Annotated in this window: 10 protein-coding genes and 1 pseudogene; 8 read left to right on the top strand and 3 right to left on the bottom strand. The window is 46.7% G+C overall.

Annotated elements, in window-relative coordinates:
- The 8 genes and pseudogenes from IQ217_RS17835 to IQ217_RS17800 all read left to right on the top strand — a co-directional run.
- Positions 1-316 (top strand): annotated as a pseudogene (locus tag IQ217_RS17835) (hypothetical protein); the annotation flags it as partial.
- Between the two features lie 134 nt (positions 317-450).
- A complete protein-coding gene (locus IQ217_RS17830; RefSeq protein WP_194021164.1) occupies positions 451-1005 on the top strand; it encodes a glutathione S-transferase family protein in 555 nt (184 codons plus the stop codon).
- 249 nt (positions 1006-1254) lie between these two features.
- Positions 1255-4884: an NACHT C-terminal alpha/beta 1 domain-containing protein gene (locus IQ217_RS17825; protein ID WP_228024277.1), complete on the top strand. Its 3630-nt coding sequence runs from the start codon at positions 1255-1257 to the stop codon at positions 4882-4884.
- Positions 4885-4910: 26 nt separating this feature from the next.
- Complete coding sequence (locus IQ217_RS17820) at positions 4911-5681, top strand: proteasome-type protease (RefSeq protein ID WP_194017949.1); 771 nt, start codon at positions 4911-4913, stop codon at positions 5679-5681.
- A 173-nt stretch (positions 5682-5854) separates the two neighbouring features.
- Positions 5855-6709 carry a formyltetrahydrofolate deformylase gene (gene purU, locus IQ217_RS17815; RefSeq protein ID WP_194021163.1) on the top strand — a complete coding sequence of 285 codons (855 nt, stop codon included), beginning with the start codon at positions 5855-5857 and terminating at the stop codon, positions 6707-6709.
- Positions 6710-6802: 93 nt separating this feature from the next.
- Entirely contained in the window at positions 6803-7804 is a 1002-nt protein-coding gene (locus IQ217_RS17810; protein ID WP_194021162.1) for a glycosyltransferase, read from the top strand.
- A 21-nt stretch (positions 7805-7825) separates the two neighbouring features.
- Positions 7826-9037 (top strand): pentapeptide repeat-containing protein, encoded by a 1212-nt coding sequence (locus IQ217_RS17805; protein WP_194021161.1) that lies wholly within the window; start codon positions 7826-7828, stop codon positions 9035-9037.
- Positions 9038-9082: 45 nt separating this feature from the next.
- Positions 9083-9766: a helix-turn-helix domain-containing protein gene (locus tag IQ217_RS17800; RefSeq protein WP_194021160.1), complete on the top strand. Its 684-nt coding sequence runs from the start codon at positions 9083-9085 to the stop codon at positions 9764-9766.
- Here IQ217_RS17800 and IQ217_RS17795 read toward each other — a convergent pair.
- The 3 genes from IQ217_RS17795 to IQ217_RS17785 form a co-directional block, all read right to left on the bottom strand.
- A complete protein-coding gene (locus tag IQ217_RS17795; protein WP_194017955.1) occupies positions 9748-10728 on the bottom strand; it encodes a ribonuclease Z in 981 nt (326 codons plus the stop codon). The two genes, IQ217_RS17800 and IQ217_RS17795, sit on opposite strands and share 19 nt — an antisense overlap.
- A gap of 183 nt (positions 10729-10911) precedes the next feature.
- Positions 10912-11358 carry an IS200/IS605 family transposase gene (gene tnpA / locus IQ217_RS17790; protein WP_194021159.1) on the bottom strand — a complete coding sequence of 149 codons (447 nt, stop codon included), beginning with the start codon at positions 11356-11358 and terminating at the stop codon, positions 10912-10914.
- Positions 11359-11438: 80 nt separating this feature from the next.
- Positions 11439-11621: a type II toxin-antitoxin system HicA family toxin gene (locus tag IQ217_RS17785; RefSeq protein WP_194021158.1), complete on the bottom strand. Its 183-nt coding sequence runs from the start codon at positions 11619-11621 to the stop codon at positions 11439-11441.
- Between the last annotated feature and the right edge of the window lie 150 nt (positions 11622-11771).

Below are 11771 nucleotides of genomic sequence, written 5' to 3'. Positions count from 1 at the left end.
GCCCCTGGCCCCCCTAACCCCGGAACAGAGTTTATTGGCGGTGATTCAGCGAGAATTGGTGGATTTAGAGGGGCTTTATCCGCCCCAGTTGATGGAACGCATCGAACCGAACTTTTTAGCCAGTCGTTTGACTTTGACGGTGGGGGATTCGTGGCAAGAATTGTCCCCCAAACAGCAACAAACCCTCCTCGATGCCCTATGGCAGAGGGCCCAAAAGCTTTCCTTCCAACGGCTACGGATTTACGATCTAAGGGGAGAACTCATTGCCCGATCGCCGGTGGTGGGACAGGATATGGTGATCTTTAGCACTCCCTAGGGCTTTTCGGTTCATTGGTTCCCAGATTATGACCCCAAAGGGCTTGGCGTCTAGGAACAGAGGAAACTATGACGGGGGTCCCCCTCTTCGCCACAATTGTCAAAAAATTTAGAACCAACTTCGGAGAAAAAATTATGATCAAACTATACGGTGCTCCCCAAAGTCGAGCCTCCATCATCCAGTGGTACCTGGAAGAATTATCCCTGCCCTACGAATTTGTTAACGTTAACCTCAAGGAAGGGGAACATCGCCAAGCTCCCTACCTGGCCATTAATCCCTTTGGCAAAGTGCCGGCGATCGCCGATGGGGACTTTTACCTTTGGGAGTCCGGTGCAATTCTGTTCTACCTAGCGGAAAAAGCCAGTACCATTCCCGCCGATGTACAAGCCAGGGCGCTGGTTAACCAATGGATCCTGTTCGCCAATTCCACCCTGGCCAATGGTTTATTTATTGAAGCGGTGCGGGAAAAGGAAATGCCCCGACTGTTGCAATCTTTGGAGGAAATTTTAGGGCGATCGCCATTTATCCTCGGAGAAAAATTTTCGGTGGTGGATGTGGCGGTGGGGTCAATTTTGGCCTATGTCCCCATCATGCTCAAACTTAACTTTGATGGCTACCCTGCGGTGGCAGCATACGTCCAAAACTTGGTGCAAAGGCCAGCCTTCCAAGCTTCCATTGGTGCCCGCTGACCACTGGCCAGCCAAGCTAAAAAAACTCAAAGCCCATGGCGGCAACTATAGTCTGTTTCTATAGTTAAACTAAACTATATGATTGGCAGAAATCCAAATTTGCCGGTAATTTGCCCCAGTCAACGGTTGGGGGGTAGGTAGATTTGGTACAGTGAATGCCAGAGGGGATTTTTTTGCTTTTAACTTTAACCTAAATCCCTGGCGATCGCCCCTAATCCTTGCTTCCTTCCCACCTTGTTGGCAACTACCATGGTCCACTCCTCCAGCCTTTCAGGGACAGCGAACAATCACCACGGTCAAGGAAATAACCAGGAAATTTCCCCGACGATCCCCGACTGGCCTGCGGTATGTCAACAGTTGCTCTACCGTGCCTTACCCTGCACTTCAGTGCAAACCCAGCCGGAATTCGTTGTGAAAAAGCCCGGTCGCATTCCTCGTTCCCTTAAGGTGATTGCCAGCGAAGCCACCAGCGAGCACAACGTCCAGACTAGCTATGGCCCCCTGGAATTTTTGGACAGTCTATTGGCTCCAATTGCCGAAGGAGGGGAAAAAAGCCGTTACTTAGCCATTATGGGGGAAGCGGGATCTGGGAAAACAATTTTTTTACAACATTTTGCCCAGGGTCTATGGCAACGCTACCAAGAGGGCCGAGCCCATTGCTTACCCATCTGGCTTAACCCCTCCCGCTTTAAACACCGGAGCATTAAAGATTATTTGTTTGGCCCTTGGTTACAGGAAGCCATGACCCTCAATGGGGAAATTCCCCCGACGACCTGGCGGGATAGTTTACAACTGGGGCTCCAGGCGGGGCAGTTTTGGTTGGTGCTAGACGGAGTTGATTACACCTTTACCGACCCGGGGCAAATGTCTGCGGCCCAGGGAAGCCTAACTTGGCTCAAGGATAGCTTGGCGGAAGTGCCCGCTACACCAGTGCTGTTGAGTTGTCGTCCAGACACCAGGCGCAATGATCCCCGGGGACTGGCCGGTTTTACCCGTTATCAGTTGGAGCCATTACTCTATCCTGGGGAGGTGGAAATTGCCATTGAAGATTATTTCACCCCCGATCGCCCAGCTCAATCGGAAAACCAAAGCCAACCCAATGCCCTAGCTACTGCTCTCAAGGAAGCGTTGGCCAATCCGTTGGTGAGCCATTTACGGCCCTATTTGCTCCGGCCCCGGCGCCTAATGTTGTGCTGTCGCTTTTGGCGGGATCAACCGAGGGATTTTCCTGTCAGCAGTGGAGCTTTGTACCGCCAATTAACTAAGGCTTTTTACCTGTGGCAAAGCGAATGGGCCTCCAGTAAACCAGGCCAGCAAGAGGAGTTGGCCCAATTGTTGGGTCAATTGGCCAAGCAAATGCTGGGGGAAAATCCAGTTGACCATCGCCCCCTATCTCCGGCGGAAGTGGAAAAAATATTTGGCAAAGATTCCCCCCTGTTGCGCTCGGCGTTGCAATTGGGCTGGTTAATGCCCAAGACCGCTGTGCGTAAAGGCGTTTGGGAAAGGGGTTATGGCTTTACCGACGATACTTTTCGGGATTATTTTGCTGCCCAGGCGATCGCCGATTGGCACTTTTTCCTCGATATTTATCGGCATCAGTATCGTATTTTTGCTCCGGAGTGGCAGGGAGTATTGACCTTTTGGTGGGGACGGGAGGATATCGGCCTAGTCAATAAACAGGCTTTTCTCCAGGTGATGTTGGAGTTTGACGACCGTTGTAGCCCGGAAAATTTCTATGGACTCAGGGCTTTAGAGAGTGCGGCCTTGGCCCTGCGGGAATGCCCAGACCTCACCCAGGCCGATGAGATTGTGGCCAGATTGTTAGCCCAAGGTTTAACCCCAGTGGGAGGTAATGGCAGCCAACAAAAATGGGCCATGGAGATTTTAGCGACAACCCACCGTCCGCCGGTGATCCAAGCCCTCCTCAAAACTCTGCAAACCACCGAGGATGACCGAGTATATGGCCAATGTTGCCAATGGCTGGGGCAGTGGGGCCAGGGATTTCCCCAGGTGATCGGGGCTTTAGAGCAACAGCTAGCCCTCCATCAACAATCCAGTTTACGCTTTGCCATTGCTTCGGCGCTGATCTTAATTGATCCCGCCAGTTCCTCTGGAGTAGCTACTTTCTTGGCAGCCCTGCACCCTGACCAAAAAGATTACAGCTTAGCTTTCCAAACCCTGGCTCATTGCGGCGTGGGTAATTTGTTAGTGATTAAAGCTCTGCTGGATTTGCTTTCTCCGAAATTATCGGTGCTGCACCATCGTCAGGTATTGCAATGTTTGGAAGCGGTGGGCAAAAACCAGAACCTAGTCATTGCCAGTGTGCTGCAAAAACTCAGGCTTTATCCTCCTGGGGCATTTCTCTGTCAGATGGCCGAAAGTCTTGAAAGGATCGACCCCGGAAATCCTACGGCCCTGGTGGTTTTGCAACGGCATATCCAAGCGGATCAACCCCTACCCTTGCGAAAACAGGCCATCTATAGTTTGGGGGAAGTGGGGGTGCCATCGCCCGCAGTGGTGGCCAGCCTAGCAGATCTACTAATGGCGGAGGAGGATGTTTTTGTCCGTTGGTTGATTGTCAGTAGCCTTGCCAAAATTGCCCAGGGAGACCCCACGGCGATCGCCACCTTAACTACCCTAGTGGAAAAGGCCGTGGCCCAACCCCGCAGTGAAGAAGGGGACTGGCTGCTCAATGAAACTATCCAAGCTCTGTTGAAGGTCGATCCCCACAACGTCGGTATTTTGCCTTCCCTAGTGTATCTGTTGGAAAACACGGCAACCAGCGAGCATCTACAAATTTGGGCCGAAATTTTGGGGCGCCTTGACCCGGGCAATCCCATTGCCATTAATACCCTCCTCCGTCTGTTGCGTAACAAGGAGGATCCCTATAGCCAACGGCAAGCGGCCACCAGTTTAGCCACCATTGATCCAGGCAATCTCTCTGCCCTCATGGCCCTGATTAATCTCCTGCAAAATAGCGATAACGAAAGTATCCGTCTAACTGCCGCCCAAGATTTAGCCCTAGTGGGAAAAAATAATCCCGCCGTGTTGGCTGCCCTGATCCGCGTTGTTGGCACCAATGCCGAGGGGGAAATTCTCCGGGCGGTGGTCAAAACCCTGGCCCAAATCGGTCCCAACAATCGAGAGGTAGCCCAGGCTCTGTTGGGGTTATTGCTAGAAAAACCTGAAGATCGGGTCCGTCAGGATGCGGCCCAGGCTTTGATCAAGATTGTGCCCCGTAAGTTGCTCCCCACGGTGGTTCATCAGTTGCAGGAGCTATGTGCCCAGGCCCAGGGGGAAAACTCGGGAGACCATTGGCAAATTTTTTGGTACTGCGCCCAACAAATGACCTATGCTGATTTTTATCAAGCATGGCATCAAACTCCCCTAGCGGTTTCTGGCACCAGTATTCCTGGGAAAAGTTCTAAACAAAGATCCTTTTTCCGTTACTCCCTGGCACAAACTTTACAGGGGGAAAATGCTCCCCTGAATGGTTGTCAGGTAATTTGGATTGATACTAGTCAATTTTTGAGTTTGGATAATCCCAGTGTAGATATCTACGACCAAATGCTTGACCAAAATTGTCCCGAATTTGATGGGGCTATCCCAGATAATTTGTCCAAGCTACGGTTCTACTGGCATCAATTGCAACGCAAGCAAGGCCATCCCCTGCTGTTGTTATTTGAACAGTTGAGTCCCTCCCCCCTAGGTCTCGAACAACTTTGGCAGCAGTTGGCCACCTTCCATGGCCCGATCGCCATTTTGGGAGTGACACCGGCCCCGAAAACTGTGGTGTTGCCCTATTTTCAGTTGCGGGAATCCCAAACTACGGCGGGGGAAATTGTCGCTTGGTTGCAAAATTGTCTCACCTCCACTTGAAATCTTGAAATCATTACACTTTGGCTATGACCTATTGTTTGGGTTTAATTAATCGTTTTGGCATGGTCATGGGGGCAGATTCCCGCACCAATGCTGGAGTGGATTACACTTCCGCCTACAGGAAATTATTTGATTATTCCCTCCCCGGCGATCGGATTTTAATTCTTTGCACCTCCGGCAACTTAGCCATTACCCAGGCCGTACTCCATCAGATTGACCGGGATATTCAGCGGGACGACGGTGAACATCTCCATAACATTGCCACTATGCACGAAGTTGCCACCTACATCGGTGGTAAAGTGCGGGAAATGCAGGAAAAAGACCGACCCTGGCTGGAAAAAGACGGCATTGATTTTCAGTGTAATTTTCTCTTGGGTGGACAAATTAAGGGAGAACCCCACCAGGAATTGTACTTAATTTATCCCCAGGGCAATTTCATCCAAGCCACCAAGGAAACCCCCTTCCTACAAATTGGCGAAACTAAGTACGGCAAGCCGTTGCTGGACCGCACCATCACCTATGACACTCCTCTGGAAGCCATGGCCAAATGTGCCTTGCTTTCCATTGACTCCACTATGAAGTCGAATATTTCCGTTGGCCCTCCCATTAATCTGACCATGGTGGAAGCCAATCATTTCTCTGTGCGCCACACTCTGCAACTGCGCTTAGGAGATCCCTACTTGGCTAAAATGCGTAGCCTCTGGGAATCCTATGTGCGTCAGGCTTTTGAATCAATGCCCAATGTGGAATGGGAAGCCAACCAAATCGATTCCGGCGAGGATGTCTTGATTGATTGAATAATTAAATTAACTACAGCGGCTTTACAACATTGGACTACAGACCGTAGTGAGCGATGACTATTGGTGAGCTACCCATAATTGGTGGACAGATCCCCAGGGGGCAGTAAGTGAGAAAATGACAGGGTGAACTATCGTCTCACTTTCCTAGGGCTGTATTCCGTTGTCTTTAAATGCAAAATCTCACTGCAACACTGCTTGTTTCCTGTCCTGACCAACCGGGTATTGTGGCCCAAATTGCCCAATTTATTTACCAAAACCAGGGCAATATTATCCACGCCGACCAGCATACGGACTTCTCCAGTGGGCTTTTTTTGAATCGGGTGGAGTGGCAGTTGGACAATTTTCGGCTATCCCGTCCGGAGTTGTTATGCGCTTGGGCTCGATTGGCTGAGCAACTCCAGGCCACTTGGCAAATTCATTTTTCTGACCAGTTGCCCCGTTTAGCCCTCTGGGTCTCCAAGCAAGACCATTGTCTGCTCGATATTCTCTGGCGCTGGCGATCGGGGGAGTTGCGTTGTGAAATTCCCCTCATTATTAGTAATCATCCTGACTTGAAACCCATTGCCGACCAATTTGGCATTGATTTCCATTGTTTACCTATTACGAAAGAGAATAAATTAGCCCAGGAAACGGCAGAATTGGCCCTGTTGAAACAGTATCAAATTGATCTGGTGGTGTTGGCAAAATATCTACAGATTTTAACCACCGATTTTGTGGGTAAATTTCCCAATATTATTAATATTCACCACTCTTTTTTACCTGCCTTCCCTGGGGCAAATCCCTACCATCGAGCCCATGAACGGGGAGTAAAAATCATTGGAGCCACCGCCCATTATGCAACTGCCCAATTGGATGAAGGCCCGATTATTGAACAGGACGTGGTAAGGGTTAGTCATCGGGATAATGTGGAGGATTTAATCCGTAAGGGTCGAGATTTGGAAAGGGTGGTATTGGCTAGGGCCGTGCGCTTACATTTGCAACACCGAATTCTTGTTTACGATAATCGCACTGTGGTATTTGCTTAAATTAACATCCCTTCAGAGTGACAATTGCAATTAAATCAAGTAACACCACTCCATTAACTTATACAAATTTTTATATTTTTAATTTAAATTTCAATGCGTAAACTTTACTTTTTATTACCAGGATTAGGTGGTAAATTTGCCTGTGGTGGTCTGTGGGCAGAATTAAAAACCATCAAGCTGGTGCAAGAAATTTGTCCAGCAACTATTGTTACTTATAAACAGCGAGAACCAAACACACTTTTTTTAGATGATATCCTAGCTCAAGGAAATCTAGGCCAAGTCATTTTTGTGATTAGTTGGGGCTTTGACATTCCAAAATTGGCAAAAAAATTGCAGGGTTATCGGGTAATTTACCACGCCCACAGCACTGGCTATGGTTTTAATTTACCCACCGCTTTGCCCATTGTTTGCATTAGTCGTAACACCATGGGTTATTGGGGGCAACGATCGCCTCATTCCTTGTTGTATTATTTGCCCAACCATATTTCTGAAGACTTTAGTGATTTGGGACTAACTCGAGACATTGATGTATTAGTGCAAGCCCGTAAATCGTCCCACTATTTATTAAAACAATTAATTCCTGCTTTACAAAGTCAATGTAATGTAAAAGTAATCGACAGTTACGTCGAAGATTTAACAGGAATGTTTAACCGAGCAAAAGTGTATCTTTACGATTCGGCAGAATATTGGGCCCAACAGGGAGTAAGTGAAGGTTTTGGCCTACAACCAATGGAAGCCATGGCCTGTGGCTGTCATGTTTTTTCCAGCGTTAATGGGGGACTATCCGACTATCTAGACCCTGGGTTTAATTGTGAAAAAATTGCTGGCTATGCCCTAAATTATGATTGCCAAAGAATTTTAGGTGTGGTGAACGGTTCTAGGCAATGGCGTAGGGTAGATCCTGGTTTGTTGGTGGAGTACCGTCGGGAAAATATTTTGGAACGGTTAAGAATAATTTTATTGGATATTAACGAATTTTTTGACTATCATCCTAGTTTTAATCAAACCATCGAGCCTTTAACTCGCAGGAGAATTATGACTTTAAAGTTCCAAACTTTGATCAAAAAAATCAGTAAAAAGCTTGGTAAATCGTAAAAACAACTAATTTTTAAAATTATGAAATTAACGATTAGCACAAATGAATTTTATCGAATCATTGAATCCAATATTGTTGACCCCAAAAACAATGAAGAATTGAGTTTACTAATTAATGCAGATTTGAGTAAGATTCAATTTAAAGAACATGGACATATTTATAATTTAAATTTATCAAGATCATGTTTTGATAATGTAGATTTATACAATGTAGAAATTCACAAATGTAACTTGTCTGGAGCATCCCTAAGACAGGTTAATCTAAGTCGCTCAAAGATTAGCCATGTAAACTTCACTGATACGGATTTGTCTGGAGCAAATTTAGCTTATGTGAAGTTTAGTCAATGTATTTTTAAAAACACAAATTTTGAAAATGCTAATATGGAAGGAGTTGATTTTGATAGCATTGGATTTCAATCAAGAGATAAGTTTATTAAAATAGAAAATGCTAAGTTTGACGGTGCTATTCTTAAAAAAGCTAATTTAAGGGGATATAATCCCAAGTATTCAAAATCTTGTCTAGACCTTACAACATCATCTCTAAAAAACGTAGATTTAGTCGGAGCACTGTACGATTTACACACAATTTTCCCCAGCGACATTAATCCCCAAAAGCAAGGAGCACTGTTAATTACACCTGGAGTTTCACTAGAAAATATGGATCTGAGTTTTACAAATCTTTATAGAGCCAATCTTAGTGGGGCCAATCTTAAAAAGGCAAATTTGACGGGGGCAATGATATGTTCAGCAAATATGAGTGGCACCAATTTATCTGAAGCAATTATTTGTTATGAAAAAAGTAGGTTTGATAAAGATTTGTATGCAAACCTTAAGTTAAGCCACTCCAATTTACAAAATGCCACGATTGTAGGTATCAAACCGGACAATACTTTAATGTATATGGATGGTGCTGATTTTAGAAAAGCTAAGTTAATTGATTGTGGTTTTACCTACATGGAGCTTAACGGAGCCTTGTTTGCAAACTCAGTTTTAAATGGTTTTGATTTTAACAACAGTAAACTCAGGGGAGCAGACTTTTGTAATGCAAGTTTAAGGGGATGTGATTTTTCATCAGCAGATTTGCGAGGGGCTAATTTTGATGGTGCTGATCTCAGTGGTGCAAATCTAAAATTTAGTCAACTAAACAGCACTGATTTATCTAAAGCAAACATAAATGGCGTAAATTTCCAAGGTGCTCAGTTGGAAGGAGCAAAAATGCCACCTTCTGAATAAAAGACAACTTATTTAAATTTTTTTTATCTGTTGCAATACTTCCCTATGGCTAATATTCCTTACCGAGAAAATTTACGGCAACTTTATCAGCAAGCGGGTTATCCTTCCCTTCCTAAACTGGCAGAAGCGGCAGAGATTTCGAGCTGGTATCTTTCCCGTTTAGAGTGGGGTCTGATAGCCCAAATTCCCCTGGGCATTATGGTCAAATTGGCGATCGCCTTGGGTTTGACCCTAGAAGAACTGTGGCAACAGTTGGGGGGAACCATGCCCTTACCGGAACCTCAAACCAATCAGCCCTCGGCAGATGAAATTTTGTCTTTACAGCGAACCATTGAAGCTTTAGAAACTGAATATGCCAGACTACAACAGCAATTGAATAACCAATCCCAGCAACTAGAAAGTCAATGGCAACAGCAAGCCCTGGAAATTCTTGAACCCTGGTTACTGCAATGGCCTACCGCCGCCGCCGCCGCCCAACAAAATCCCCAATGGCCAGCCCAAAAGCTTTTGCACCTCACTAAACCCATCGCTACCCTACTCCAACAATGGCAAGTAGAGGCGATCGCCGCTGTGGGGGAAATGGTACCCTACGATCCCCAGTGCCATGAATTTATCGGTCCGGGGCCAGGTCCCGAAATCGGGACAATGGTGGTGGTGCGTTACGTGGGTTATCGTCGCAACGACGCTTTACTATATCGAGCCAAAGTTGGTTATGCAGGGGATGGCTGAGGGACTGACATTGCCGTGACGGACTCGGCTTTTCGACGGGGAATTTCCAGCGTTAAAAAATCCCTGGCCAAACGGGTATTGGGAAAAATGGCTTGGGCTTCCGCTAGTAAATTTTCCAATTGCAAGGGATTGCCGGGGGCATAGCGGGGACTAAAGTGGGTCATGATCAACTGCTTGACATTGGCCAATAAGGCCACCTGGGCCGCCATGGTGGAAGTGGAATGGAGCCGGTCAAAGGCCAATTGGGCGTCTTGATGGGCAAAAGTGGCCTCATGCACCAACAAATCTGCATCCTGGGCCAAGGCGATCGCCCCTTCACAGAAGACCGTATCGGTGCAGTAAACAAATTTCCGACCCGGTTCCGGCGGTTCACAAAGCTCCTGACCCCGAATGCGGCGGCCGTCCTCCAGGGTGACGGTTTTTCCTTGTTTTAACTGACCGTAAATCGGGCCAAAGGGAATGCCCAAAGCCTCTGCTTGCTCCACATTAAATCTTCCCGGCCGTTGTTTTTCCTCCACCCGGTAACCATAGGCAGGAATGCGATGTTTTAATAGGCCGCAGTGGACTTGGAAGTCCTTATCTTCGTAAATTAGCCCATTTTTCCGGATAGTATGGACCTTGAGGCGTTTGCCTAGATGGGTGCTAGAAAAACGGCAACAGGCTTCTAAATAATCCCCTAATCCCTCCGGCCCGTAAAGTTCAATCCCTTGCCCCGAACCTGCTAAACCGGAGCTAGCCAATAGGCCCATGAGCCCAAAAATATGGTCCCCGTGGAGATGGGTAATGAAAATGCGGGTTAATTGGGAAATTTTGACTTCACTGCGCAAAAACTGGTGTTGGGTACCTTCTCCGCAATCAAATAACCACAATTCCGCCCTTTGGGGTAAACGGAGGGCAATGCTGGAAACATTACGGTTGCGGGTGGGAACGCCAGAGCTAGTACCAAGAAAAGTAATTTCCACAAAAAAAGTGCTTACAAAGAAAGTTTGGGGCTAAGAACCATTCTAGGCGGTGCCATACCCCTACCAATTAAAAGCTAGCCTCCCCCCACAATGGTAATCACTTCTAGGCGATCATCCTACAGAAGATTGATAAATTCATCCACACTTAAATGAATAACCCAATCGCAGCAAGCTGCGGGGTATCTAGATGGGAAAAAGGTTCATCTGTTGCATACGAGCCTTCTCTTTTTCATCTCCTTGCTCTTGAATATAGCGCCTGACAATTTCGATACTTACACCATCCCCTACTGTCCCAATATAATCACCATCACTCCAAAACTCTCCTCCCCATAATTGTCGTTTCAGTTCTGGAAAGCGTTTAAACATTTCTCTGGCACTAATACTTTTCAGAATTTGCATGACTCTAGAGGGAGCATATTTAGGTGCTGCCCCCACAAATAAGTGCACATGGTCGCCATCAGTCCCCATTTCTTCCATGTCAAACCAATAACGTTGTCCAATTTCATGGAAAATTTGTCTGAGGTAATTGGAACGTTCTTCCAGTCCCAAAAGTCCTCGACGGTATTTGATGCAGAAAACCATATGGTAGCGAATTTGATACACGCAATGACTAGCCCGTTTTACTTCCATGACGGGATTTTAATACTTTGGGGTTGCTTATCCCAATCGCAGCAAGCTGCGGGGTATGCGCAACCCTTTTTTAGATCAATTTACCGCAAAATCCCTCGCAAGGTTCCTTTGGCCAAGGCAGGATGATCGGGCACGACAATTTGGGCAAAGGGGTCATCCCTTCTCAGAATTATGTGGCTACTTTCTCGTCGTTTTAGATAAAATCCGATTTTCTCCAAAGCTTTTACACAGGCTTTACCCGAGACGTTGGGAAGCTTACTCATAGAACAACAAGAAAGGTCTCAAAGGGAGCATCCCAGTTTGTCAGCAAGCATAAATACTCATAGAGAAGGCGTGATTAAGATAGGCACAGCGCAGGCGTAGCATTCGGTTAACATTCTTGGGAGACCATTGAGCACCAGATAATTTGAGAC

Origin of the sequence: Synechocystis salina LEGE 00031 (genome assembly GCF_015207985.1) — a bacterium.
In the GTDB taxonomy this organism is placed as follows: Bacteria; Cyanobacteriota; Cyanobacteriia; order Cyanobacteriales; family Microcystaceae; genus Synechocystis; species Synechocystis salina.
Note: the sequence above shows the minus strand (reverse complement) of the source record. Positions and strands in the feature narration are given on the sequence as shown.

Bases quoted from the DNA above. Each gene is read 5' to 3' on its own strand.
- IQ217_RS17810 (WP_194021162.1), top strand. From the start codon at position 6,803: ATGCGTAAACTTTACTTTTTATTACCAGGATTAGGTGGTAAATTTGCC.
- tnpA (WP_194021159.1), bottom strand. From the start codon at position 11,358: ATGGAAGTAAAACGGGCTAGTCATTGCGTGTATCAAATTCGCTACCAT.
- IQ217_RS17830 (WP_194021164.1), top strand. From the start codon at position 451: ATGATCAAACTATACGGTGCTCCCCAAAGTCGAGCCTCCATCATCCAG.
- purU (WP_194021163.1), top strand. From the start codon at position 5,855: ATGCAAAATCTCACTGCAACACTGCTTGTTTCCTGTCCTGACCAACCG.
- IQ217_RS17800 (WP_194021160.1), top strand. From the start codon at position 9,083: ATGGCTAATATTCCTTACCGAGAAAATTTACGGCAACTTTATCAGCAA.
- IQ217_RS17785 (WP_194021158.1), bottom strand. From the start codon at position 11,621: ATGAGTAAGCTTCCCAACGTCTCGGGTAAAGCCTGTGTAAAAGCTTTG.
- IQ217_RS17805 (WP_194021161.1), top strand. From the start codon at position 7,826: ATGAAATTAACGATTAGCACAAATGAATTTTATCGAATCATTGAATCC.
- IQ217_RS17820 (WP_194017949.1), top strand. From the start codon at position 4,911: ATGACCTATTGTTTGGGTTTAATTAATCGTTTTGGCATGGTCATGGGG.
- IQ217_RS17825 (WP_228024277.1), top strand. From the start codon at position 1,255: ATGGTCCACTCCTCCAGCCTTTCAGGGACAGCGAACAATCACCACGGT.